At 65.5% G+C, this 24001-nt stretch carries 28 protein-coding genes and 1 pseudogene; 20 read left to right on the top strand and 9 right to left on the bottom strand.

Features of this window, described 5'->3' with window-relative positions; genetic code table 11:
* The first annotated feature begins 68 nt into the window (after window positions 1-68).
* The 5 genes and pseudogenes from AC1MDG_RS21310 (at window position 69) to AC1MDG_RS21290 (ending at window position 5708) form a co-directional block, all read left to right on the top strand.
* Complete coding sequence (locus tag AC1MDG_RS21310; protein ID WP_479806716.1) at window positions 69-1013, top strand: ABC transporter ATP-binding protein; 945 nt, start codon at window positions 69-71, stop codon at window positions 1011-1013.
* A gap of 3 nt (window positions 1014-1016) precedes the next feature.
* Complete coding sequence (locus AC1MDG_RS21305; protein ID WP_479806715.1) at window positions 1017-1940, top strand: ABC transporter permease; 924 nt, start codon at window positions 1017-1019, stop codon at window positions 1938-1940.
* A gap of 38 nt (window positions 1941-1978) precedes the next feature.
* A complete protein-coding gene (locus AC1MDG_RS21300; RefSeq protein WP_479806713.1) occupies window positions 1979-3313 on the top strand; it encodes a sensor histidine kinase in 1335 nt (444 codons plus the stop codon).
* Window positions 3310-4061 (top strand): annotated as a pseudogene (locus AC1MDG_RS21295) (response regulator). Before AC1MDG_RS21300 ends, AC1MDG_RS21295 begins: the two are co-directional and overlap by 4 nt.
* Window positions 4062-4289: 228 nt before the next feature.
* Window positions 4290-5708, top strand: a complete 1419-nt coding sequence (locus AC1MDG_RS21290) for an amino acid permease (RefSeq protein ID WP_479806711.1) — start codon at window positions 4290-4292, stop codon at window positions 5706-5708.
* A 78-nt stretch (window positions 5709-5786) separates the two neighbouring features.
* Here the strand turns inward: AC1MDG_RS21290 and AC1MDG_RS21285 are convergent, their stop codons facing one another.
* On the bottom strand, window positions 5787-6098 hold the full coding sequence (locus tag AC1MDG_RS21285; protein ID WP_479806709.1) for a hypothetical protein: 312 nt from the start codon (window positions 6096-6098) through the stop codon (window positions 5787-5789).
* Between the two features lie 71 nt (window positions 6099-6169).
* Entirely contained in the window at window positions 6170-6685 is a 516-nt protein-coding gene (locus AC1MDG_RS21280; protein WP_479806707.1) for an Hsp20/alpha crystallin family protein, read from the bottom strand.
* A 252-nt stretch (window positions 6686-6937) separates the two neighbouring features.
* Here AC1MDG_RS21280 and AC1MDG_RS21275 point away from each other — a divergent pair, with 252 nt between their 5' ends.
* The 3 genes from AC1MDG_RS21275 to AC1MDG_RS21265 are packed head-to-tail and all read left to right on the top strand — an operon-like array spanning window position 6938 to window position 9529.
* A complete protein-coding gene (locus tag AC1MDG_RS21275; protein WP_043479728.1) occupies window positions 6938-7213 on the top strand; it encodes a YegP family protein in 276 nt (91 codons plus the stop codon).
* Between the two features lie 22 nt (window positions 7214-7235).
* Window positions 7236-8141: an intradiol ring-cleavage dioxygenase gene (locus tag AC1MDG_RS21270; RefSeq protein WP_479806706.1), complete on the top strand. Its 906-nt coding sequence runs from the start codon at window positions 7236-7238 to the stop codon at window positions 8139-8141.
* 47 nt (window positions 8142-8188) lie between these two features.
* Window positions 8189-9529, top strand: a complete 1341-nt coding sequence (locus AC1MDG_RS21265) for a M18 family aminopeptidase (protein WP_479806704.1) — start codon at window positions 8189-8191, stop codon at window positions 9527-9529.
* Between the two features lie 29 nt (window positions 9530-9558).
* On the opposite strand, the gene AC1MDG_RS21260 is transcribed toward AC1MDG_RS21265, so the two are convergent.
* The gene (locus tag AC1MDG_RS21260; RefSeq protein ID WP_479806702.1) at window positions 9559-10227 is read right to left on the bottom strand and encodes a DUF1345 domain-containing protein; all 669 of its coding nucleotides are present in this window, start codon (window positions 10225-10227) and stop codon (window positions 9559-9561) included.
* Window positions 10228-10493: 266 nt separating this feature from the next.
* Between AC1MDG_RS21260 and rpsF the strand changes: the two genes are divergently transcribed.
* The 4 genes from rpsF (at window position 10494) to rplI (ending at window position 12266) form a co-directional block, all read left to right on the top strand.
* Window positions 10494-10799 carry a 30S ribosomal protein S6 gene (gene rpsF / locus AC1MDG_RS21255; protein WP_011693941.1) on the top strand — a complete coding sequence of 102 codons (306 nt, stop codon included), beginning with the start codon at window positions 10494-10496 and terminating at the stop codon, window positions 10797-10799.
* Window positions 10800-10854: 55 nt separating this feature from the next.
* Window positions 10855-11430, top strand: coding sequence for a single-stranded DNA-binding protein (locus AC1MDG_RS21250; RefSeq protein WP_043479711.1), 576 nt, complete (start codon window positions 10855-10857; stop codon window positions 11428-11430).
* 126 nt (window positions 11431-11556) lie between these two features.
* A complete protein-coding gene (rpsR, locus tag AC1MDG_RS21245) occupies window positions 11557-11796 on the top strand; it encodes a 30S ribosomal protein S18 (RefSeq protein WP_003800144.1) in 240 nt (79 codons plus the stop codon).
* Window positions 11797-11813: 17 nt separating this feature from the next.
* Window positions 11814-12266 (top strand): 50S ribosomal protein L9, encoded by a 453-nt coding sequence (gene rplI / locus AC1MDG_RS21240; RefSeq protein ID WP_043479709.1) that lies wholly within the window; start codon window positions 11814-11816, stop codon window positions 12264-12266.
* Window positions 12267-12419: 153 nt separating this feature from the next.
* Here rplI and AC1MDG_RS21235 read toward each other — a convergent pair whose 3' ends face one another.
* Window positions 12420-12842 carry a DUF1801 domain-containing protein gene (locus tag AC1MDG_RS21235; protein WP_479806700.1) on the bottom strand — a complete coding sequence of 141 codons (423 nt, stop codon included), beginning with the start codon at window positions 12840-12842 and terminating at the stop codon, window positions 12420-12422.
* A gap of 162 nt (window positions 12843-13004) precedes the next feature.
* Here AC1MDG_RS21235 and AC1MDG_RS21230 point away from each other — a divergent pair, with 162 nt between their 5' ends.
* Together AC1MDG_RS21230 and AC1MDG_RS21225 are read left to right on the top strand one after the other, a co-directional pair.
* A complete protein-coding gene (locus AC1MDG_RS21230; RefSeq protein ID WP_479806698.1) occupies window positions 13005-13628 on the top strand; it encodes an FMN reductase in 624 nt (207 codons plus the stop codon).
* Window positions 13629-13696: 68 nt separating this feature from the next.
* Window positions 13697-14071, top strand: coding sequence for a TFIIB-type zinc ribbon-containing protein (locus tag AC1MDG_RS21225; RefSeq protein ID WP_043479704.1), 375 nt, complete (start codon window positions 13697-13699; stop codon window positions 14069-14071).
* A gap of 60 nt (window positions 14072-14131) precedes the next feature.
* Here AC1MDG_RS21225 and AC1MDG_RS21220 read toward each other — a convergent pair whose 3' ends face one another.
* Together AC1MDG_RS21220 and AC1MDG_RS21215 are read right to left on the bottom strand one after the other, a co-directional pair.
* The gene (locus AC1MDG_RS21220) at window positions 14132-14752 is read right to left on the bottom strand and encodes a hypothetical protein (protein ID WP_479806696.1); all 621 of its coding nucleotides are present in this window, start codon (window positions 14750-14752) and stop codon (window positions 14132-14134) included.
* A gap of 2 nt (window positions 14753-14754) precedes the next feature.
* Window positions 14755-15222, bottom strand: coding sequence for a hypothetical protein (locus tag AC1MDG_RS21215; RefSeq protein ID WP_479806694.1), 468 nt, complete (start codon window positions 15220-15222; stop codon window positions 14755-14757).
* A gap of 691 nt (window positions 15223-15913) precedes the next feature.
* Between AC1MDG_RS21215 and dnaB the strand changes: the two genes are divergently transcribed.
* Window positions 15914-17296 carry a replicative DNA helicase gene (gene dnaB / locus AC1MDG_RS21210; protein WP_043479700.1) on the top strand — a complete coding sequence of 461 codons (1383 nt, stop codon included), beginning with the start codon at window positions 15914-15916 and terminating at the stop codon, window positions 17294-17296.
* A gap of 9 nt (window positions 17297-17305) precedes the next feature.
* Here dnaB and AC1MDG_RS21205 read toward each other — a convergent pair whose 3' ends face one another.
* A complete protein-coding gene (locus AC1MDG_RS21205) occupies window positions 17306-18307 on the bottom strand; it encodes an acyl-CoA thioesterase (RefSeq protein WP_043479698.1) in 1002 nt (333 codons plus the stop codon).
* 149 nt (window positions 18308-18456) lie between these two features.
* Here AC1MDG_RS21205 and AC1MDG_RS21200 point away from each other — a divergent pair, with 149 nt between their 5' ends.
* The 4 genes from AC1MDG_RS21200 to AC1MDG_RS21185 all read left to right on the top strand — a co-directional run bounded on the left by AC1MDG_RS21200 (window position 18457) and on the right by AC1MDG_RS21185 (window position 21739).
* Complete coding sequence (locus AC1MDG_RS21200; protein ID WP_479806692.1) at window positions 18457-19155, top strand: hypothetical protein; 699 nt, start codon at window positions 18457-18459, stop codon at window positions 19153-19155.
* An 89-nt stretch (window positions 19156-19244) separates the two neighbouring features.
* On the top strand, window positions 19245-20597 hold the full coding sequence (locus AC1MDG_RS21195) for an MATE family efflux transporter (protein WP_479806690.1): 1353 nt from the start codon (window positions 19245-19247) through the stop codon (window positions 20595-20597).
* A gap of 101 nt (window positions 20598-20698) precedes the next feature.
* Window positions 20699-21289, top strand: a complete 591-nt coding sequence (locus tag AC1MDG_RS21190) for a hypothetical protein (RefSeq protein WP_043479693.1) — start codon at window positions 20699-20701, stop codon at window positions 21287-21289.
* A gap of 87 nt (window positions 21290-21376) precedes the next feature.
* The gene (locus AC1MDG_RS21185) at window positions 21377-21739 is read left to right on the top strand and encodes a hypothetical protein (RefSeq protein ID WP_479806688.1); all 363 of its coding nucleotides are present in this window, start codon (window positions 21377-21379) and stop codon (window positions 21737-21739) included.
* A gap of 51 nt (window positions 21740-21790) precedes the next feature.
* Here the strand turns inward: AC1MDG_RS21185 and AC1MDG_RS21180 are convergent, their stop codons facing one another.
* Window positions 21791-22333 carry a CGNR zinc finger domain-containing protein gene (locus AC1MDG_RS21180; RefSeq protein ID WP_479806686.1) on the bottom strand — a complete coding sequence of 181 codons (543 nt, stop codon included), beginning with the start codon at window positions 22331-22333 and terminating at the stop codon, window positions 21791-21793.
* 157 nt (window positions 22334-22490) lie between these two features.
* On the opposite strand from AC1MDG_RS21180, the gene AC1MDG_RS21175 reads away from it, so the two are divergent.
* On the top strand, window positions 22491-23489 hold the full coding sequence (locus AC1MDG_RS21175) for an EamA family transporter (protein WP_479809156.1): 999 nt from the start codon (window positions 22491-22493) through the stop codon (window positions 23487-23489).
* Between the two features lie 117 nt (window positions 23490-23606).
* On the opposite strand, the gene AC1MDG_RS21170 is transcribed toward AC1MDG_RS21175, so the two are convergent.
* Window positions 23607-23870, bottom strand: coding sequence for a hypothetical protein (locus tag AC1MDG_RS21170; RefSeq protein WP_043479689.1), 264 nt, complete (start codon window positions 23868-23870; stop codon window positions 23607-23609).
* Window positions 23871-24001: the final 131 nt, after the last annotated feature.

Here is a 24001-nt window from a genome sequence, read left to right as displayed (position 1 = left end):
AGGTACGAACGGATCTGCGGCCAGCAGAAGCCGTCACAGCATCCACAGCTACGCAAAGGAACGCTTCCATGATTGAAGCAAGAAGCCTGTCCAAGGTCTACGGTGACAAGACCGCAGTGGGCGGCGTGGATTTCACGGTCCAGGCGGGCCGGGTCACCGGCTTCCTGGGTCCCAACGGAGCCGGCAAATCCACCACGATGAGGATGATCATGGGGCTGGACGCCCCGACGTCGGGCTCGGTCACGGTCAACGGAGTTCCGTTCGCCAAGCATGCAGCCCCCCTGCGTGAAGTGGGCGCACTGCTGGACGCCAAAGCCGTCCACACCGGCCGTTCAGCCTACAACCACCTCCTGGCCATGGCCGCCACCCACAGCATTCCCAAGAAGCGCGTCAACGAGGTCATCGAAATGACCGGCCTGGCCGACGTCGCCAAAAAGAAGGTCAAGGGCTTCTCGCTCGGCATGGGCCAGCGGTTGGGCATTGCCGCGGCACTGCTCGGGGATCCCCAGACAGTCATTTTGGATGAGCCGGTCAACGGGCTGGACCCGGAGGGCGTGGTGTGGGTCCGCAACCTGGTGAAGTACCTGGCCTCGGAAGGGCGGACTGTCTTCCTGTCCAGCCACCTCATGAGCGAAATGGCCGTCACGGCGGACCACCTGATCGTCATCGGCCGCGGAAAAATCATCGCGGACGCCCCCATCAAGGACATCATCACCGGAAAAGGCGCGGTCCGCACCCGCGTCCGCACCGATGAACCGGACCAGCTGATGCACCTCCTTGCCGGAGCGGGAGTTTCGGTGGAGGCCCAGGACCACGAACTATTGGAGGTCAAGGGCCTGGACCCGCGCCAGATCGCCCGTGCAGCCCTGGACAACCACGTCATGATCTATGAACTCACCCCGCTCCAGGCCAGCCTTGAGGAGGCCTACATGGAGCTGACCAAGGATGAGGTCGAATACCACTCGCTGATCACCACGGGAGCCCCCGTTCCCGCCCGGACCGGAGGCAAATAAGCCATGAGCTCTACAACTTTGGAACCCAACCCCTCCGGCCGCAGGGCTGAGGGCGGCGCAGGCCCCCAGGCCGGCGGTCCCTCCGGGCAGGCTGCGCGCCCGGGTACTCCGGCTTCCCCCGGACCCGGTCCCAGTTTCCTGCGGGTGCTGAACTCGGAATTCATCAAATTCCGCACCCTGCTGTCCACGCTGATCCTGCTCGGCTCCACCATGCTGGTGATGGTGGGCTTTGGTGCCCTGGCGGCGTGGTCCACCGGCCAGTTCCGCGAGCAGATGGCGAACGACCCGGAAGCCGCGGCGCAGATGGCGGCCCAGGGCGGGGATATTGCGGTGAGCGCCCCCACGTCCGGCATCGCTTTTGCCCAGCTGATCCTCGGTTCCCTCGGCGTGCTGCTGATGAGCTCCGAGTTCACCACCGGAATGGCGCGGTCCACGTTCGCGGCCGTGCCGAAGAGGACCCCGGCCTTTGTGGCCAAATTCCTTGTGGTGGTAGCGGTGTCCTTCGTCCTGACCGGCGTTTCGACGCTGCTGGCCGGCCTGGTGTCGGTCCCGATCCTGGACAACTACGGCCTGAGCCTGGACCTGGCCAGCTCCCAGTCCGTCAAGCTCCTGCTCGTCAACAGCCTCTACGTGGCCGCGGTGGCCTCCATCGGCATGTCCTTGGGCAGCATCATCCGGAATTCCGCTGGCGGCATCATGAGCCTGGTGGGTCTGTTCTTCGTGGCTCCCATCGCCTTCCAGCTGATTCCCGGCGACTTCTTCGAGGAGGCGCGCAAGTACCTTCCCGGCAATACCGTGACGCCCCTGACCGCCGTGGAACACGTGGACGGAACCCTGGAGGCGTGGCAGGCAGCCCTGGTGCTTGGCGCGTGGGTGGTCATTCCGGCAGTCCTGGCCATGGTCCTGTTGAAGAAGCGGGACGTTTGAGCGGGGAGGGCGGCCGGACCGCCGTCTAGGCCCAGCACATGCGCGCAGAACTCACGGCAAAGGACGCATCAGCCCTTATTCAGGTTGATGCGTCCTTTGCCGAGCTCGCCGACCGTCGCCGCGGCCGGCTCCGCCGCTATCTTTACCGGCGGCCCAGGGTCATGGATGCGGTGGTGGTGCTCTGCTACCTGCTGCTGGTCACGCCCACCGCCGTGGACGCCGTGCTCGACGGCGGGTGGCCGGCCACGGCGCTGCTCGCCGCCGTCGCCGTTTCACTCTTTTTCCGCCGGTCCCAGCCGGTGGCCATTCTTGCCGCCGTGGCCGTGCTGGAAGTGGGCATCACCCTGCTGCACCCCTGGGGCTCCAATGTTTCCGCGGGCCTGTGGTTTGCCCTCTACGCCCTGGCGGTGCAGCGGTCCCGCCGGTTCTCCATCACGGCGCTGGCATTGGCTAACGCCCCGCTGTCCCTGTTGTACTTCCTGACCCTTGTGGGACCGCTGGAACGCGCCCTTCCCAACGGCGGTCCCGCGGCGCCGGAGAATTCGCAGCTGGTCTTTGGCATCGTTGCAGGGATTACCATCACGCTCTCCAACATCATCGCCACTGGCATCGGAATTTCCGTCCGGCAGCGGCGGGAACACGAAGAGGAAATCGCCGCCTGGGCAGCCCGGACCGCGGCACTGGGCTCAGTCACCGAGCGCAACCGGATCGCCCGGGAGATGCACGACGTCGTGGCCCACTCCCTGACGGTGATGCTCACCTTGTCCGACGGTGCCGCCGTGGTGGTCAGGAAGAGCCCGGAGCGCGCTGCTGAGGTCCTCGCGGAGATTTCCCGGACCGGACGGACGGCCTTGGGGGACATGCGCCGGGTGCTGGGCGTCCTGCGCGAGGAGTCGCCGGCAGGCCAGGCGCCCCGGCAGCCGCTGAGCGCCGGAAACAGCCTGGCCAAGCTCCTCGAGGGCTTCCGTACGGCGGGGTTGCCGCTGCACTATTCGCACACCGGGCCGGCCCTTCCCGAGGATGCAGCCTTCCAGCTGACCGTCTACCGGATCGTGCAGGAATCGCTCACCAATGTCCTCCGGTACGGCCGGGCGCTGAGCCGGGTGGAAGTGAGCATGGTCCGCGCTGGCGGCGCGGTCACGATTGAAGTGTTCGACGACGGCAAGGGCACCGTGGGCCACCGGGCGGTAGTCCCGGGCGGACCGGGGGCAGCGGCTGGCGGTACCGGGCCGATGGGTTCCGGCCAGGGCCTGAACGGCATGCGCGAGCGTGCCGGCATTTACGGCGGTACGGTGGAAGCCGGACGCCCCCCAGGCGGCGGATGGCGCGTCCGGGCAGTTCTGAATTGGAATGGGGACCAGGGAAAAACATGAATGGCAGTGCACCGATCAAAGTCCTGCTGGTGGATGACCAGCCGCTGCTGAGGATGGGCTTCCGCCTGATCCTTGAGGGCGAGGATGACCTTCGGATCGTGGGCGAAGCATCTGACGGGGCGGAGGCAATCCGGCAGGTCAGGGAAGCAGACCCCGACGTGGTGCTGATGGATGTCCGGATGCCGGTGCTGGACGGCATCGAGGCTACCCGTGCAGTGACCTCTTCGGGCTCCAATGCGAAGGTGATCATCCTGACCACCTTCGATCTCGACGAATACGCCTTTGCCGGGCTGCAAGCGGGCGCTTCGGCATTCTGCTCAAGGACGTGGCCCCGGCCGAACTGGTGAGGGCCGTGCGCGTGGTGGCAAGCGGCGATGCCGTGGTGGCGCCCCGCGTCACGCGGCGCCTGCTGGAAGCCTATGTCCGCGAGGGGCACCCCTCGGCCGTCCACGGACAACAAGCGGGCGCTTCCGCTCCGTCAGCCGGCCGGGCCCGGCATTCGCCTGGCGAAGAGCTGCAGAGGGATCCCCTGCTGGACGCCCTGACACCACGCGAAACGGAGATGCTGGAGGCCATGGCGGAGGGTCTTTCCAACGCCGAGATCGCCCACAGGTTCTTTCTCTCGGAAGCTACGGTAAAAACGCACGTGCGCCGGATCCTTGCCAAACTGCATCTCCGGGACAGGGTGCAGGCGGTGGTCTACGCCTATGAAACAGGGCTGGTAGTGCCCGGCAATCCGGACTACTAGCTACCCGGAGGTAGATTTCGAGCACATTTCAAAGTTGTCCTGAAGGTCACCACTGTTGCCTATTGATGCGCTTCATTGTGTGAAGCTCCCTATGCCGGAACCTCAAAATGTTCGACTGCACATGATCCGAGCGGTGGCATCCGGTCTAGGGTGAAAAAGAAATGTGGCCTGAAACACGGTGATCCGTGTATCCCGGGGCCCATACCCTCAACGAAGGACGGCGCTTCCATGCACGCTGACCAACAGCTTTCCAAGTCCCTGAAACCAAGGCACCTTTCCATGATCGCCATCGCCGGCGTCATTGGCGCCGGACTCTTTGTGGGTTCCGGTGCTGCCATCCAGCAGGCCGGTCCCGGCATCCTGCTCGCCTACATGGCCGCAGGAATTGTGGTGATCCTGGTGATGCGGATGCTCGGTGAAATGGCCGCCGCCAACCCCGAAACCGGATCGTTCTCCACATACGCGGACAAGGCGCTGGGCCGGTGGGCCGGATTCAGTATCGGCTGGCTCTATGCCTGGTTCTGGATCATCGTCCTTGGGATCGAAGCCACGGCCGGAGCGGCCATCATGCACCGCTGGGTTCCGGGCATCGACCAGTGGGTGTGGGCCCTGATCCTCATGGTGCTCCTGACGCTTACCAACCTGGGCTCGGTGAAATCGTACGGCGAATTCGAGTTCTGGTTCGCCTCCATCAAGGTGGCCGCCATTGTGCTGTTCCTGCTCTTCGGCGTGGCCGCCATCCTGGGCCTGATTCCCGGAGTTCCGGCGCCCGGGCTGGACAACCTCGTCAACAACGGCGGATTCCTGCCCAACGGACCCGGGGCAGTCCTCGCCGGCATCCTGGTGGTCGTCTTCTCTTTCTTCGGCGCTGAAATCGCCACCATCGCGGCCGGCGAATCCGAGAACCCTGTGGACGCCGTCAAGAAGGCCGTGAAGTCCACCGTCTGGCGCATCCTGGTGTTCTACATCGGCTCCATCGCCATCGTGGTCACCCTGCTGCCGTGGAACTCGGCGTCCGTGGCCAAGAGCCCGTATGTCGCAGTGATCGAACTGTTCGGCATCCCCGGCGCCGGCACCATCATGGACATTGTGGTGCTGACTTCGGTGCTGTCCTGCCTGAACTCCGGCCTCTACACCGCCAGCCGCATGCTGTTCTCCCTCGCCCGCCGCGGAGACGCACCCCGCGCCTGGACACGGATCTCCGGCCGCGGCGTGCCGGCCTCTGCCGTGCTGGCCTCAACGGTGGTCGGGTTCATCACTGTGGGCCTGAACTACATCGCCCCGGACACCGTGTTCCTGTTCCTCGTCAACACCTCGGGTGCGATTGCGCTGTTCGTCTGGCTGGTTATTGCCACGTCCCAGCTCGTCCTCCGCCAGCGGATGGGGGCCGCCGCCAAGGACCTGGCCCTGAAGATGTGGCTCTTCCCGTACCTGACCTGGGTGGCAATTGTCAGCATCGTCGCGCTGCTCATCGGCATGGTGATTCTTGAATCCACCCGGGAGTCGTTGCTGCTCTCGCTGGCCCTGGCCGCTGTGGTGGTGGGCGTAGGCGTATGGCGTTACCGGAAGGGCCTCGGGGCCACTGGCACTGTTGCGGAAGAAACCGTGCCGGAAGAAGCCGGCGTGAGTGCCGGCCCGGCGTCGTAATTCACAGGCGCTAGCCCGGAAAGGGGCCGGCGCAGCACGGGCGGGCACCGCCCGCCCGGAAACGGAGTCCGGCCACCTTCAGTCGAGGTGGCCGGACTCCGTTCTGTTTTGATCCGAATCGTCGCCCGGGACGGCGCTGCCCGGCTGCACGGCGTCGAAGAAACGATGATCCCCGCTTGGAGCCGATGAACTGTGAACCCGGGAGCGGATGAAGCTGACGTCCGCCGCACTGAGCTGGATAGCACCGTGCTGGTCGCGGACCACGGGCTCATCGGCAACCCGGGCGACGATGGTCGAAATTGTCCTGGGCAGCACGACGCACCCCGGATTCTCCATGAGCCACCGGCGGGTGGCGGGATCAAGCCGGTGCCACTGCGATTTCAGTTCCATGCGGGGAGCCGTTCCATGTTTTTGTGCTGCCTCTTTCCCGCTTGCGCGGCTGGTGGGTGGTGGAGCCGCAGTCAGTCGCGGCTAATGGGAAGCCGTTTCTCGGCAGCATCGGTTCCGGGTGCCGCGGGAAGGGGGGTCCTGACTTCCAGGACCCCGTTCCGGAAGGACACCTTGATGTCCTTGTCCGTCACGCCCTCCGGCAGCGGCAGGTTGCGGGTGAAGCGGCGGTACCGCAAGGCAGAATGGAAGCGGTCCCTGTCGGAGTGGCCGCCGGCGTCATCGCGGCCGGCGCGGATATGCAGTACTCCGCCGGCCACGGAAACCTTGATGTCCTTGTCCGGATCGGCCCCGGGCAGCTGTGCCCGGACCACGAGGGTCTCCTCGTCGACGTACTCGTCGACGCCGACTTCCTCGACGCCGACTTCCTCGACGCCGACTTCCTCGACGCCGAAGGGGGTCGGTGCATCCACGGGTTCGAAGGGGCGCTCCATCGCGCCGAAGGACGGTGACGGCTTGCTGCCGGGCCCCTCCTGGGCAGACGGCCACCGGGCCGATTCGAACGGGAACCATTTCAACGCACCGGACATAGCACTCTCCTGATTGTTCTCCTGGCAAGCCGGCCGCCACTGGCGGCCCGGACCCAAACCCCAGTAGATACCCATGCCCCGACCGGACAACAGGGCCCAAAGTCCCCGGATGATCCGGGCTTGAACCCGGTCCGGGGAGTGTGGCACTGAGGTACGGGATTTTCTCCAAGCAGAGGACTTTCGCCCCTTACCCTGGCGAAGGCATGCGGGCACCATGGAGAGAAGTCCCCACGCCCCCCTTGGAAGGAAACCATGGCCGGACAATTTGAACTTTTCGTGGACGAGACAGCCGAGGTGCGGTTCAGGATGATCGGCCCCGACGGTACGGTCCTGGCCGTTTCCCGGCCGTTCCCGGACACCGCGGCGGCCGCCGCAGGTATTGAGGCAATGCGGGAATGCGCCGGAACAGGCCTGATCAGCAACCTCTGCCCAAGCAGGCACGAGCCGTTGAAGGCACGCACCATGAAAACCCCCGCGCCCTCGGCAGTCGCACAGCGGGCCCACAGGAAAGGCCTATGCGCGGCATAGTCCGTCGGCGTTTGATGGGTCAATGACGACGCCACCTCCCCACGAACCCCACCCCAACCACGACCGCGGCCTGGAGTTTGACCTCTCCACCCTGATGAACCGGCGTTCGCTGGGCATCTTCTTCGGTGCCGGCACCGCGGCCGCCGCCCTTGCAGCCTGTACTCCCGGCGGGTCCGTTTCCGGCGCCGCGAGTTCAACGGCGGCCTCCAGTAGTTCCGCAACCACGACGGCGGCACCCTCCGCTACGGCGTCTGCCACGCCCTCAGCGTCTCCCACGCTGACCCGGGCCATCGCGGAATGCGGCGTCGAAATTCCGCAGGAAACGGCGGGGCCCTATCCCGGGGACGGTTCCAACGGGCCGAACGTCCTGGAGGCGTCCGGTGTGGTCCGGCAGGACATCACGGCCAGCTTCGGGACCTCCGCCACCAAGGCGGAGGGCATCCCCCTGACCGTCACCCTGACTCTCCTGGACAACGCCAACGGCTGCAGGCCCCTCGCCGGAGCCGCCGTCTACGCCTGGCACTGCGACCGAGACGGCAAGTACTCGATGTACGACCCCGGACTTGAAAATGAGAACTTCCTCCGCGGGGTGCAGGAAGCGGATGCCAACGGGCAGGTCTCCTTCACCACCATCTACCCGGGGGCATACAACGGCCGCTGGCCGCACATCCACTTCGAAGTCTTCGAGTCCATGGGCAACGCCACCGCGGCCGGCCAGGTGCTGGCGGTCTCCCAGATCGCCATGACCGAGGCAGCCTGCAACGAGGTCTACGCCACGGCGGGCTACGAGACCAGTGCCCGGAACTTTCCAAACACCACGCTCACCTCCGACAACGTCTTTGACGACGACGGCGGCATCCACCAGCTGGCCACCATGTCGGGTTCGGTTGCCGGCAGCTATGCGGCCGGACTCAACGTCACTGTCTAGGCACGGTCTCCGGCCCCGGCCGCCGCGGCACGGCTAGACTCGGTGCCATGCCTTCCGAAGCCACTGCCGCACACCACATCCAGGACCTTGGCGCGTACGTCAGCGCCTCGCCGTCGAGCTTTCACGCAGTACAGGAAGCCGCCAGGCGGCTGGATGAGGCGGGCTTCACCGGCATGGACGAACTGGCGGCATGGCCGGCCGGCGGCGCGGAAGCCGGCGCCGCAGGACGGTTCTACGTGGTCCGCGACGGCGCCCTGATCGCCTGGGTGACGCCGGAGAATGCCGGACCCACCACCGGCTTCAACATCCTGGGGGCGCACACCGATTCGCCGTCGTTCAAGCTCAAGCCCAAGCCCACCACCGGCAAGTTCGGGTGGCTGCAGGCAGGTGTGGAAGTCTACGGAGGTCCCCTGCTCAATTCCTGGCTGGACCGGGAACTGCAGCTGGCCGGCCGGCTGGTGATGCTGGACGGTACGCAGTGCCTGACCGCCACCGGGCCGCTGCTGCGGTTCCCGCAACTCGCCATCCACTTGGACCGTGCGGTCAACGAGGGCCTGGCGCTGGACAAGCAGCAGCACATGAATCCCGTCTTCGGGCTCGGCGATCCGGCAGGTGAGGACCTCCTTGCGCTGCTGGCCGAACGGGCCACCGTGGCGGCTCCCGGTTCCGAGCCGGTGGATCCGGCACAGATCGGCGGGTACGACGTCGTCGTGGCGGATACGCAGCCGGCTGCGGTTTTCGGAGCCAAGAGCGAGTTCTTCGCCTCCGGACGCTTGGACAACCTGTCCGCCACCCATGCCGGCCTGACCGCGCTCATCGCCCATGCCGAAGCCGGAGACCAGGAGGACGGCGGGCCCGTCGCCGTACTGGCCGCGTTCGACCACGAGGAAATCGGGTCCAACTCGCGGTCGGGCGCCTGCGGACCGTTCCTCGAGGACGTCCTGGTGCGGATCTCGGACGGACTCGGGGCTTCGGCCAGCCAGCGGCGCCAGGCCCTGGCGGCGTCGTTCTGCGTGTCGGCCGACGCCGGCCATGCGGTGCACCCGAACTATGCGGAGCGCCATGATCCGGTCAACCGGCCGGCGCTTAACGGCGGTCCGCTGCTGAAGATCAACGCCAACCAGCGCTACGCGACCGATGGGCCGGGTGCCGCGTTCTGGGCACGCCTGTGCGGCGATGCCGGGGTCCCGTACCAGGAGTTCGTCTCCAACAACGTGATGCCGTGCGGGTCCACCATCGGACCGCTCACGGCGACACGGCTGGGCATCAGGACCGTGGACGTGGGTGTGCCGCTGCTGTCCATGCACTCCGCCCGCGAGCTCTGCGGCGTCGAGGACCCGTTCCGGCTGGCCCGGGTGACCGAACTGTTCTTCCGGACGGCCGCTTAGGCGGGACCGCGCGGGGGCCCGCCCGGTTCTTAGGCGAGTCCGATCACCAGGTTAATGGTGGTGGCCAGGATGACGGTGCCGAAGAGATAGGACAGCAGACTGTGTTTGAGGGCTTCGGCCCTGATGAGGTGGTTCTGCAGATTGGTATCGGACACCTGGTACGTCATGCCCAGGCTCGTGGCCAGATAGGCGAAATCCGTGTACTGCGGCGGCCGGTCCTGGTTGAAATCGATGCCGCCCGCGTCTTTTGCGCCCCTCTTCCCGGGACTGTAGTACAGCTCTGCGTAGCGCAGCGTGAAAAGGGTCTGCACCAGGATCCACGACAACGCGACGCACGCCAGGGCCAGGAGCCCGCCGCTCAGTCGCGAGCCGCCGTCGGACCGGTGCGAGTCCACCACCACGGCGGCAACTGCGGCCAGGCTGGCGACGTTGGCTACCAGGATCAGCAGGTCGGTGGTCCTGCGGGACGGGTCCTCAGACGTCGCGTGCGCGCGGGTCCCTGCAGGGTCCAGGCGTCCCACCACGAGCCAGACCCAAGCCACGTAGACCAGCGCGGCGCTGCCCCAGCCGACGGCCGGCGCCTCCACCCAATATCCGGACAGTCCTGTCGCCGCCGCGGCAGCCAGCCCGGTCAAAACCATGGCAAGGAACCGCAGCCGGCTTCGTTTGGCCCTGGCGGGCAGGGGACTGGTGTCCATGTGTCGATACTCTAGCCAACCAAACGGGCCGCACCCGGTTCCGGCCGGTTTTTCCACATAGGGTCCCGGCGTGTTTTCGCCCGGGACGGCTCCGGGACTAGCCTGAAGCAGTCGCGAATCGCCGAAACCGACCTAAATGCACTAAGATATTGAAGTCTGTGCTGCGTCCTGACTCCGTTTTGGGGCCGGACGCGCACGGCACCGCAAATGAACCTCCTGTTACGGAAATGCCGTAACCGCTTAGCCCAAAGGAGGTGGGTTCACATATGCGTCCTTACGAATTGATGGTAATCATCGACCCCGAGGTCGAAGAGCGTACCGTTGAGCCGTCGCTTCAGAAGTTCCTGAACGTCATCACCAACGATGGTGGAACCATCGAAAAGGTTGACATCTGGGGCCGTCGTCGACTGGCTTACGAAATCAAGAAGAAGTCTGAAGGTATCTACGCCGTGGTGAACTTCACCGCCAAGCCGGACACCGCCAAGGAACTTGACCGCCAGCTGAGTCTCAACGAGACCATCATGCGCACCAAGATCACCCGCCCCGAAGAGCAGAAGGTCGTTGCTGAGTAATTTCAGCACCGTTCATTCAATCTTTACCCCGCAGGAACGAACAAGGAGGCAGTAGATGGCAGGCGAAACCACTATTACGGTCATCGGTAATCTCACCAATGACCCCGAACTGAGGTTCACACCGTCAGGTTCGGCAGTAGCGAATTTCACCATCGCTTCTACGCCCCGCACCTTCGATCGCCAGTCGAACGAGTGGAAGGACGGGGAAACCCTGTTCCTCCGCGCATCCGTTTGGCGTGAAGCAGCCGAAAACGTCGCCGAATCCCTCACAAAGGGTATGCGGGTTATCGTTTCCGGCCGTTTGAAGAGCCGTTCCTACGAAACCAAAGAAGGCGAGAAGCGCACCGTTATCGAGCTCGAAGTCGATGAAATCGGCCCGAGCCTGCGCTACGCCAATGCCAAGGTCAACCGCACCCAGCGCTCCGGCGGACAGGGTGGACAGGGTGGCTTCGGCGGCGGCAACAGCGGCGGTGGGTTCGGTGGCGGCCAGGGCGCAAGCCAGGGCGGCAATACCGGAGGAAACTGGGGCGGCAACCAGCCCGCAGCGCAGGAAGACCCTTGGGCGACGCCCGGAGTCAGCAATGCAGGCGGCGGCTGGGGCAACGGCCCGGATTCCGAACCTCCCTTCTAACCAATAATTCAGGTCCGGCGCCGGAACCCGCCGGGATGCCTCACGGCTCCCGGGTGAGTGCCGCCGTCGAACCACCACCATCCCGTGGATCAATATCCACGGGCTCCCTAGAATAGGAGCTCCACGATGGCTAAGGCTGAACTCCGTAAGCCCAAACCAAAGTCCAACCCCTTGAAGGCCGCTGACATCACTGTCATCGACTACAAGGACGTAGCATTGCTGCGCAAGTTCATCTCCGACCGCGGAAAGATCCGCGCCCGTCGCGTCACTGGCGTCACGGTGCAGGAACAGCGCAAGATCGCCCAGGCAATCAAGAACGCCCGCGAAGTTGCTCTGCTGCCTTACTCCGGCGCTGGCCGCGGCTAAGGAAGGGATTAACTAAAATGGCAAAGCTCATTCTGACCCACGAAGTAACCGGTCTCGGTGCTGCTGGCGACGTTGTCGAGGTCAAGGACGGTTACGCACGTAACTTCCTGCTGCCCCGCGGTTTCGCTCTGACCTGGTCCAAGGGCGGCGAGAAGCAGGTTGAGTCCATCAAGGCTGCCCGCGCTGCCCGCGAGCACGCTTCCCTGGAAGACGCTCAGAAGCAGGCCGCTGCACTTCAGGCCAAGCCGGTCAAGCTCGTTGTCAAGGCTGGCGAGACCGGACGTCTGTTCGGCACCGTCAAGCAGGGCGACGTGGCGGACGCTGTTGAGGCTGCCGGCCTCGGCCGCATCGACAAGCGCAAGGTTGAACTGCCGGCTCACATCAAGTCGACCGGTTCCTACCAGGCCAACGTCCGTCTGCACGACGACGTTGCCGCTGTGATCGAACTCGACGTAGTCGCAGGCAAGTAGTCCCTCCGGCCACTCGCCAGAGCGCTACGCAGTCCTGAACTGCTGAGGGCCCCCCCTCGGATTCCTTTTCGGAACCGAAGGCGGGGGCCCTTGTTCTTTAATCCTCCGGTTGTTCACACGGGTGCTGTTCCCAATGCCTGCTGCGTCCGGGGGCTACTCCTGGTGCATCACGGTAGTGGAGTGCCGGTGGCCCGCCCGGATGAGTTCGACCAACACGGCCTCATCCACGTCCTCGAGCTTGTTGATGTACAGGCACCCTGCGCCCACCTTGTGCTTGCCAAGGCGCGGCAGCAGCTCCGCGGCCTCAGGTGCGTAGGTCAGTCCGTAGAGCGAAAGGCTCCCCTTGCGCGGGGAGAATCCCACGGCCACAGTGTCCCCCTCCCGGCCGCTCTCATACCGATAGTGGTAACTGCCAAAACCCACGATGCCGGGCCCCCACATCACAGGAATTTCGCCGGTGTTTTCCTTCATGAGGGCCAGGAGCCGCAGGCCGTCCCGCTGGCGTGCAGGATTCTCCACGCCGTCAAGGAAATCCTCGACAGAGGCGTCGGTTGCGCGGGTCTTGTTTTCAACCATGAGGGCAGTCTGGCAGACGCCGCTGCGCTTGTCAGCAGGGTTCACGGCAGCGTTCCGCAGCGGTGGTCCGTTGCTGCGGAATAAATGCGCGGGCGGACAGGTTGAGTCAGTAGATGCAAATGCATGTAATCTCGATTTACCGCCGACCTTCAGGAGTAGACCGTGGAAACCCGCCGCATAACCGTCCTCACCGCCGGACTGGGCGTACCGTCGTCGAGCAGGCTGCTGGCAGATCAGCTCGCAGGCGCAGCCGAACGCAAGCTCGTTGCCGCGGGCTACGCGGTGGCCGTAGATGTGGTGGAACTCCGCGATCTTGCCGTGGACATTGCCAACAACTTTGTGACCGGATACGCGCCGCCGCGCCTTGCAGAAGTGATTGCCGGCGTGGAGGATTCGGACGGCATTATCGCCGTCACGCCGGTTTTCAGCGCATCCTACAGCGGACTGTTCAAATCCTTCTTTGACGTCCTGGACCCCAAGTCGCTGGAGGGCAAGGCCGTCCTCCTCGGAGCAACCGGCGGCACCGACCGCCACCAGATGGTCCTGGACTACGCCATGCGGCCCCTGTTCAGCTACCTGCGGACCCGCACGGCTGCCACCGGTGTCTTCGCCGGACCCCAGGACTGGGGCAACACGGACGACGGCGGCTCGCCCCTTTCGGTGCGGATCAGCCGGGCGGCTGATGAGTTTTCGGAACTGGTCACCGCTTCGCGGCCGCGGCGGACGCCGGACGCAGCGTCCCTGCCGTTTGAGCAGCTCCTGGCCGGCATCTCGAACGGCCGTTAGACAACGGCCGTTGGGCACCGGCCGGGCGTGGTCCGAACTTTTCCGAGGTTCCAGTCGTTGTGCGGGACATGAAATGCCCTGTGGATTCGATTGACCTGGTGATGAGTGAGCGCAGCGGAGTGGAGATCGACTACTGCCCGCAGTGTCGGGGCGTGTGGCTTGACCGGGGTGAACTCGACAAGATCATCGACCGCGCCGCCGAGCTGATGGGCCCGGGGACCCCGGCCGCTCCGGCCGCTCCGCCAACTCCCGGGCTTGTTCCGCCGCCGCTGTACGGCAACCTCGACCCGCGCCGCGATGCCAGGCGACCTGATGACCGCCGCTATGACGACCGCCGGGACCGGCCGCGCCACGACCAGCCCCACTATGACGACCGCCGCTACGACGACCGTCGGCGGCCCAAGAAGAAGGAAGGCTGGCTCGGCGACCTCTTTGATTTTTGAGGCGCTCCGCCTGGGCTGGCGTCCTGCCCCCACGGCGGCGCATCGGGTCAGGCTGGCGGCTCAGTCGTCGAGCAGCGCAATGAATTCCCTGGCCTGCTTCATGGAAATGTCCGAGTGCCGGGTCAGCGCCGTTGCAGCGGCCTCGGTGTCACCGCTCTTGGCAAGAGTACGGATCCGGCCGTAAATCTCGTCGTTCAGCATGTTGCTGCTGACCTCACGCGTGACATCGCCCTTGCTGGCGATGGCGCGGTAGCGGTAGGGGAACCGCTCGGGTGCGTCGTCGTCGTCATGCTCCGGGGTCTCCGGGGCCCCTGCGGCCGTTGAGCGGAACGGCTGCGGATGGGCGGCCAGGGCGCCGACGGCGTCGCGGGAGGCCCGCAGGCCCTCACCTGACGCTTCATAGTAGAGCTTGATGGCGGCCATGGCCTGGCCCTGGGCGATCAGGGCGTACAGGCGCCGGTGCTGGTCCTCGGTGAGCTTGGCAGCCGCGGCCTTGGCCACTTCCTCGGGATCGCCGGGCGGCGTGCTGCGACTGGCCGTGCCGCGAACCGCGGTGCCGGGACCCGCGGTGCCGGGAGAGGGCTGGGCGCCGGCGGTGCGGCGTCCTATGGCACGGGCCACCATCAGGACGGCGGCTCCTGCGATGAGCAGGATCAGGACGGGGATCACCAGTGATTCCATTGCTACAGCCGATCTACATAATTCTTGGCGGTCAAAAGATCAGAATGGGTTGCCTGCCGCAGCATCCTGATGGCCTGCAGTTTCTGGCCGCTGCGGGCCATGGACTGCAACTGCAGTGCGAACTGCGGGTTTAACTGGCCCCCGGGGAGGACCGGACCTTGGTAGCCGTGCATCCCCACGCCCGGGCTCGACCCGGCCTGGGCGCGCAGGGCCGCCCGGGTGTTGTCAGCCTGCTGCGACTGCTGTTGCTCGTTCTGGCTTGGCCGGGTGGCGGCATCAACCCGCGCCCGTGCGGCGGTGGCTGCCCGCACCTGGGCGGCGTAGTGTGCCTGCGATCGGATGGCCAGTTCCAGCTGATAGCGCTCGGCATCCGAGATGCCGCTGTCCCGCGGCTTGAGGGCCGTGGAAACCGCCCAGATAACTGCCACAAGGATGAGGGCAGGCAGCATAACCATCAATACATCGCCCATGAATAGAGCTTATGCCAGTTCGCTGTTATCCACAGCATATTCTCGACGGCGCATACAGCCCTGCAGGGAATGCGTCAATTCGGAAGCCGGGGAGTGGCCGGGATCACGGCGCGGGTATATTCTCCGTCACGTCGACCCGAGTTACTGCCCGGTATCCCCAATGGGAACCTGCAAGCTGTGGATGAACGTTTTTAAAAAGAATCTTTCATCCACAGCCCAATCTGAACGTTTTCGCAGGTCAGGGCCATATGGGGGCTCAAAGTTTTTTGATTTCCACAGGTGGCCACACAGGCTGTGCACAAGCAGTGGCAGGTAGTCCACAACTTATCCACAGGTGTGCATGTATGTGGGCTTGGTGGCCGGGGGGAGGGGTACTAACGTAGCGGGATACCTGTTTTTGGGCCCTTAGTACGTGGTTTCCGGAGTTCCGACAGGCCTGCCGGATGGGATCCGGATGGGGACCCGGAAGTTGGATTGTGGATAACCTCCGCAAATTGGGGATAACCGGGTTCAACGGCCGTCGCGGCGGGCGCGGGCGCAGGCCCGTGCAGGAAGGCTGTCGGTGCCGGGTGGTAATACTGGCACTGCCGCACAGCGGGGTTCCGCTGCCCCGCGGCAGCCCAATGGCGGATAGCAACAGCACCGACGGCATTGAGAAATACGCCGCGGTACACAATGGAGGACGGCAGCTTTGTCAGTTACGCACCTGGATTCAATCGAGGGCACCCGGAGTTCCGAAGGCAGCCGCAAGCCGCCTCAGGACATCCCCGCTGAGCAATCAGTTCTTGGCGGCATGATGTTGTCCAAGGACGCCATAGCCGATGTGGTTGAGATCCTTCGGGGCCAAGACTTCTACCGCCCCGCCCACGAGACTATCTACGAGGCCGTGATAGACCTCTACGGCCGTGGCGAGCCCGCCGACGCCGTGACAGTGTCCGATGAGCTGACCAAGCGCGGCGAGATCAACAGGATCGGCGGGCCCGCCTACCTGCACGAGCTCATCCAGACCGTACCCACGGCAGCCAACGCCGGGTACTACGCGGAGATCGTCGCCGAGCGTGCAGTCCTCCGCCGGCTGGTCAATGCCGGCACCAAGATCGTCCAGCTGGGCTACGGCTCGGACGGCGAAGTGGAAGACCTGGTCAACCAGGCGCAGGCCGAGGTGTACGCCGTTGCCGAGCGGCGTACCGCCGAGGACTATGTGGTCCTCAAGGACGTCATGGAGTCCACGGTGGACGAGATCGAAGCGTCCGGCCACCGCGGCGAGGGGATGGTGGGTGTCCCCACGGGTTTCTACGAACTGGATGAACTGACCCACGGTCTGCACCCGGGCCAGATGATCGTTATCGCCGCCCGCCCGGCCGTCGGTAAATCAACGTTCGCGCTGGACTTTGCCCGGTCCGCAGCGATCAAGAACAACCTCGCCACGGTGATGTTCTCCCTGGAAATGGGCCGGAACGAGATTGCCATGCGCCTCCTCTCCGCGGAGGCCACGATCGGCCTCCAGGATCTCCGAAAGGGCACCATCAAGGACGAGCAATGGTCCAAGATCGCCACCACCATGGGCCGCATGAACGACGCCCCGCTGTTCATTGATGACAGCCCCAACATGTCGCTCATGGAAATCCGGGCCAAGTGCCGCCGCCTCAAGCAGCAGCACGACCTCAAGCTGGTCATCCTCGACTACCTGCAGCTGATGAGCTCGGGCAAGAAAGTGGAATCCCGCCAGCAGGAAGTCTCCGAGTTCTCCCGTGCGCTGAAGCTGCTGGCCAAGGAGCTCCAGGTGCCCGTGATTGCCCTGTCACAGCTGAACCGTGGCTCCGAACAACGCCAGGACAAGCGGCCCATGGTATCGGACCTCCGTGAATCAGGGTCCATTGAGCAGGACGCCGACATGGTCATCCTGCTGCACCGCGAGGACGTCTACGACAAGGAGTCGCCGCGCGCGGGCGAGGCGGACATCCTCATTGCCAAGCACCGTAACGGCCCCACCAAGGACATTGTGGTGGCCTTCCAAGGGCACTATTCGCGGTTCGCCAACATGGCGGCGGACGCCGGCGGGGGCGGCTTCTAGTCAGCCGGACTAGGCCGTCTCCTGGACCCCGCCGTCCTGCACGCCGCCAGCTGTGAGCAGATGGTTGGGCAGCCGGTTCCCCGGGGCCCGGCCCCGGATCTCCAGCAGCTCCCGGGCGTGGGCGTGCAGGCGCTTGTCCTCGTCCGAGACCGGAACCCAGGGGGGAATCGGCACCGAGTTCCCGGCTGCGTCCCTGGCCACCATGACGGTCAGGCAGTACGTGGTCAGGTTCATCTCCCGGCCCTTGGGATCTCCGGACCGGACGTGCACGGCAATGTGCATCCCCTTGGTGCCGGTGTACACGAGCCGCGCCTCCACCTCCACCACGTGGCCGATCAGCAACGGCCGGTAGAAACGCACCCCGCCGGAAAATACCGCCACGGTGTCCTTCCCGCAGTAGCGGGACGCGCATACGTAGGCGGCCTCGTCGATCCACTTCATGACGATGCCGCCGTGCACCTTGCCGCCCCAGTTCACATCCGTGGGGGCAGCCATGAACCGCAGGACAACGCGTTCCGCGGTGCCGGCGTCCGTATATTCCTGCGCGTTCATCGCCTGGACGATGTCCTCGCGGACCTTGATCCGGGCCAGGGCATGGTCGCGCTGCTCGATCTCCTCCGGTGTGGAGGGGTCGAACTGCGGTACGGGCACCGGCTTCCCGTCCGGACCCACGGCCACAAAAATCACCATGCACTGGCTGCGCATTGTGGCCGGGCCACCTTTGGGGTCGCCCGAGGAAACCACTGTGCGGATATGCATGGAAGAGCGCCCGGTATAGACGATCGTGGCGGTGACTTCCACCATGTCCCCGCTGTTGACCGGATCGGCAAAGTGGATGTTGCCGACGTAGGCCGTCACGCAGTACGACTTGGCCCAGCCAACGGCTGCGGCATAGGCCGCTTTGTCCACCCACTCAAGTACGGTTCCGGCGTCCACGGAACCGCTGTGGCCGACGTCCATGGGGGCCGCAAGGAAGCGGAGGGTCACTGAATTGGCGGCAGTCTCGCTCATGCTGAGAGTTTACTGATGACCCGGCATACCGTCCGGTCGGAATGACACAAAGGCCGGCCCACCCGCCATATGAGGCGGCCCGGACCCTTACCGGCCTGCCGAGCTGCATGCAATTTGCATCACTAATGAGAATGAATATCATTTAAGCCATGAGAACCCGCACCAGTATCCTTCGTCGCCTGAAACCCACGCCCCACTCCGACCGCACGGTTCCCCGGCGCGGTCTGCGGGCGCCCCTCGCGGTACTTCGTGGCGCGGCCGCAGCTGCCGGCGCGGCGCTTGTGCTGAGCGGTTGCGCCGCGGCGCCCGCCCGCAGCGGTGGCAGCTCCCAGCCGCCAGCAGGCGCGCCGGCCGCCGGGCAGTCCGCCGAGCCATCCAGTGCAAGCCGGGAAGTCCAGGGGCCGGCGCCCAGATTGGTGCTGACCCACGCCGGGGGCCTCACGGTCCTCGACGCCGCCTCCCTGGAGGTGGTGGGGGAGGCGGAGCTTGCAGGCTTCAACAGGTTGAACCCCGCGGGCGACGGCCGGCATGTCCTGGTGTCCACCGGGGATGCCTTCAGGGTGTTTGATGCCGGCGTGTGGACAGAAAAGCATGGTGACCACGGGCATTCCTACGCGGCGCCCCCGGCCCTCACGGAAGCCTCCTTCGAAGCCAGCAGGTCCGGCCACGCCGTCTTCCATGCCGGGAGGACCGCACTCTTCAGTGACGGTTCCGGAAAAGTGGAGATCTTCGACCCGGCGGGGCTGGGGGAGAAGCCCGGGGGTCTTCCCGTAACGGACATCTACACCGCGCCTGAAGCGCACCGGAGATCGGGGGCATTGCCGCGCGCCCTTCAGGGGCACGGTTGAACTTTCAATACTTAACTGTGCCCACAATTACTTGAAGAGTCAACCAAATAGGTCGGCATGTGACAGGTCTCTCCAGCTAGGCTGGCCCCGTGCCAAAATCACGTGCCGCTTCCCGGACTGTCCCCGCCGGCCGGAACACCCGGGAAATCCTCCGCCTTGCCGTGCCGGCATTCGGCGCCCTCATCGCGGAACCGCTGTTCCTGCTGGCGGACTCAGCCATAGTGGGCCACCTCGGCGTGTCCCAGCTGGCAGGGGTGGGGCTGGCCTCGGCTGTGCTCCATACGGCCGTGGGCCTCATGGTGTTCCTGGCATACTCCACCACGCCTGCCGTCGCCAGGGCCATCGGCGAGGGGAAGCTCCCCAAGGCCCTCGCGGCAGGACGGGACGGTGTCTGGCTGGCGCTCGTCCTGGGCCTGGTGCTGGCGGCGGCGGGATTCGTCGGTGCCGAACTGCTCGTCGACCTGATGGGCGCTACGGGAGAAGTCCGGCAGTTCGCCGTGGACTATCTCCGCTGGTCCATGCCCGGACTCGTAGCCATGCTGCTGATCTTCGCCGGCACCGGCGTGCTGCGTGGCCTCCAGGACACCCGCACACCCCTGGCCGTGGCCTCGGCGGGGTTCACCCTGAACATCCTCCTCAACCTGGGCCTGGTCTACGGCCTGCGCTGGTCCGTGACAGGTTCTGCCGTGGGGACCAGCATTGCCCAGTGGGGTATGGCCCTGGTGTATCTGGTGATCGTCCAGCGAAACGCCCGCGACCACGGAGTTACGCTCCGGCCGGACTGGCGGGGCATTCGAGCCATGACCAAAGTGGGGTCCTGGCTCATGCTCCGCACGCTGAGCCTGCGCATTGCGATCCTTGCAACCGTCCTGGTGGTGACGGCCCAGGGCCCGGTGAACCTGGCTGCCCATCAGCTGGCCATGACCATCTTCACCTTCCTGGCCTTTGCCCTGGATGCCCTGGCAATTGCGGCCCAGGCCCTGATCGGGAAGGAACTGGGGGCCGGAAATCCCGCCACGGCGCGCGAGTTGACCCGGACCATGATCCGCTGGGGTACGGGATTCGGGCTGGTCACCGGCGTATTGCTGGCCGCTGCAGCCCCGTGGGCGGGTGCGCTGTTCACGTCCGACGCCGGTGTCCGGTCCGCACTGACGCTCGCCCTGTGGGTGCTCGCCGCCGGGCAGCCGGTGGCCGGCTATGTCTTTGTGCTCGACGGCGTCCTCATCGGCGCCGGTGACGCGAAGTACCTGGCAATCGCCGGCGTCGTGAACCTTGCGGTGTACGTGCCGCTGCTGGCAGCTGTGCGGGTCTCCGCCGTCGACGGGGCCGCGGGGCTCGCGTGGCTATGGCTGGCTTTTTCGCTGGGGTACATGTCCGCCCGGGCGGTGACGCTGGGCCTGCGGGCAAGGACGGACAAGTGGATGGTTCTCGGGTCGCCCTAAGCCGGTTCGTCCCGGGCAGGAATTCCGCATTTCCCTGCAGGCCCGGCGGGCTGCTCCTGTCTCCGGTTCGCGCCATGTCCCCCGCGCACTAAACTGGACCCGTGACCCCTCCCGCAACTCCTTCCGATCCCGCTGCCCTGACCGCTCCCGCCGCGGACCTGTGGCAGCCGGTGCTCACCAGGGCCGTGATTGCCCTTGTCTTCGGTGCGGTAACCGTGTTCTGGGCGTCGCCGTCGGCATCCGAAATGGGGTGGGCCGGCGGGCTCTACCTGCTGGCCACCGGCGTGATACTGATCCGCGGAATCGGGAAGTTCGGCCTTGCTGCCAAGCAGCCGGCCGGCAAGGTCATGGCCGCTGCGGGGGCTGTCCTCACAGGCGCCGGTGTGGCCGTGGCGTTCCTGGGCAGCGAACTGGTGTTCGGGGTCCTGGCTGCGCTGGGCGTGGGCCTGCTGGGGGCCGCGGAACTCTACCTTGGAGTCCTGTACCGCGGCCGCAGCGTACTGGCACGCGACTGGCTTGCCTCAGGCGTGATCGGGCTGGGGACGGCCGTGGCGCTGCCCTTCTTCATCAGCCTCGGAGCGCACGCCCTGCTCGGAGTGGCCGGTGGCGGAGCGATCATTTCCGGCGTTCTGTGGATCCTGGCGGCCCTGACGCTCCGGCATGATGCGCGGTCCGTTTCGGTGAGGCCGTAAACTAGTAGGGAACGGTTCTACTTCGTGTAGAACAATCGCTTGACTTAAGCGGCAGGGCCCCGGCCGTGCCGCACGGGAGGAAACACCTTGGCACAGCAGAAACCAGGAGAACCGCGCAATCTGCGGACCTCGGTCAAGGGGCCCCTCATGTTCTCCGCATTCTGGGCCGTCCTGGCCTTCTTTGCCGTGCTGATCTTCGCCTCCGGCGGCAGCTCCCGGACTCCGCGTTTCGACCTCGCCTTCACCGGCGCGGGAATTGCCTTCATTGTGACGCTGGTGATCGCGGCGATGCTTTCGATGAGCTACAAGGACAATGCCGACCACCTGGGCAAGGGGTCCGGCGTGAATCTGAGTTCCAAGAAGTCCGCCGGCCACGGAGGCTATTCCGCGCGCCCGGATTCGCAGGCGCCCGGTGCGCCGGATTCCGCTCCCGGCACCGACCCCCGGTAGGTTTCCTGAGGGCCGGCTCCTCCGTAGGTTAATTCCAGCTGGTTCCGGTCCCTACGAAGCGGCCTTTCGTGCGCGGTAAGCGGCGACGTGTGCCCGGTTGGCGCAGTTCCCGGTATCGCAATACCGCTTGGACCGGTTCCGGCTGAGGTCCAGCACCACAGCGTCGCAATCCTCCGCGGCGCACACCAGCATCCGGTCCATTTCCTTGCTGCGGATCACATCCACCAGCGCCATGGCGGCCTCGGTGCCCATTCTGTCGGCCAGCGGAGCCTCCCGAGTGGTGGCATGCAGGTGCCAGTCCCACTCATCGTGCTTGATCAGCTGCGGCAGCGCATTGGCTTCGCGGAGCAGGCGGTTGACGGTCGCAACGGCTGTGTCCTCGTCCATGGTCCAGAGCTCGGTGAGCTGGCTCCGCAGCTTATGGACGCTGGCGAGTTCAGCCGCGTCGCGCGAACGCGCTCCGGAGAAGCCTTCCGCCTGGAGGAAGCGGTCCAGATCCTCAATCGTGGCGAGATGCTCTTCGCCGTTGGCCGCGCTGTTGATCAACGCCACCACGGTGCGGAGCGCCACTTCAGTGTCAGGGGCAAAAACCATCTTGACTCCTTACAGGGCCGGGCGTAATGTCATGACCATTACCCCACTTTACTCCTGACAGGAGGCAGCCGTGCCTGCCGTAAGCAAACGCGAAGAAGCGTCGGTCAAGAGCGCGGCTTCCCGGCCGGACGCCGCCCGCCGGGCCGCTTCCGGTTTCCTGGCGTCCGGGCTTGGCGTTGCACTGTTCTCCTCGGCGGTCTTCGGCCTTTCCGGATCGTTCGCCAAGTCCCTGCTCGAAACCGGCTGGACTCCGGGCGCCGCAGTGACCGCACGCCTGACCGGAGCAGCACTCATCCTCGCGATCCCTGCTGTGCCGGCCTTGCGCGGCCGCTGGGGCCAGCTGAGGGACAATTGGGTGACCATCCTGCTGTTCGGGCTCATTGGCGTTGCTGCCTGCCAGCTCTTCTACTTCAACGCCGTCGAGCGCCTCTCCGTTGGCGTTGCCCTGTTGCTGGAGTACCTGGCTCCGGTGATCATCGTCCTCTGGCTGTGGGCCGCGAGCCGCCGGCGTCCACGCCCGCTCACCATTGCCGGAACGCTGCTTTCGCTGGGCGGACTGATCCTGGTGCTGGACCTTACGGGTGCGGTGAAAATCGACGTCGTCGGGGTCCTGTGGGGAATTGCCGCAGCCGTGTGCCTGGCGATCTATTTCTTCATTACAGCCAGGGAGAATGACACCCTCCCGCCGATCGTCCTGGCGTCCGGCGGCCTGATGGTGGGCGCCGTGGTGATGTGGCTGGCGGCAGCTACGGGCCTGCTGCCCATGGCGTTCAGCATGGCGGACACCAAACTCGGGCCGTGGGTCACCCCGTGGTGGGTTTCGTTGGGCGGCCTGATTGTCCTGGCCACGGTCCTCGCCTACGTTTCGGGCATTGTTGCCGCGCGGGCGCTCGGTTCCAAAGTGGCATCGTTCGTGTCGCTCACCGAGGTGCTTTTCGCCGTCATCTGGGCGTGGCTCCTGCTGGGTGAACTGCCCGGCCCCGTCCAACTCCTCGGCGGGGTGCTGATCGTTGGCGGCGTGGTTCTGGTCCGCGTGGACGAGCTGCGCGGCCCGGCGGCCGTGCCTGCCGCAGCAGGAGGTCCTGCTTCGGACGCCGGTGCAGCGCCGTTGCCGGCCCCGCTGGACCACGCTAACGACGTCGAACCGGTCCCCTGAACCGGTCACGCGGCGGCAGCCCTCCTGTTAAATGCGGATGCCCCGGACGCTGTGATGCGTCCGGGGCATTCGGCTTTTAGGCCTTAATTCCCACCTCGGAGGGTGGCGTGGCGTTCCCTAGCGGGAAGCCTCTTCCTGCTGGGCAGCGTTCTTGCTGGCCTGCTTGCCGGCCTCTTCCAGGGCACGCGCCACCCGGGCCAGGTCCGCTACGTGGCGGCCGGACCATTCGCTGCGGAACTTCTCAGCGTCCGGGCCCTTCCAGTCGGTGCTGTCAAGAGCCTTCGTCAGCTGCGACTTGGCCTTCTCGATCTCGGATGAACCAGCCTGAAGCTTGGTTCCCAGTGCCTTGAGCTGAGCAATGTCTGCACCCCAAATAGCCATTAGTTTTCTCCTTCAGTTAACGGACCCGATCCGATCGGCATCCCCAGCGGCCCCCGGCTCATCCGGAAGATCCATTACCTAGAAACTATCCCGCGGCCCAAACCACTGTCGATGGGCACCGCTCCCCATGC

This window comes from Arthrobacter sp. AIWTK1 (assembly GCF_056680535.1).
Note: the sequence above shows the minus strand (reverse complement) of the source record. Positions and strands in the feature narration are given on the sequence as shown.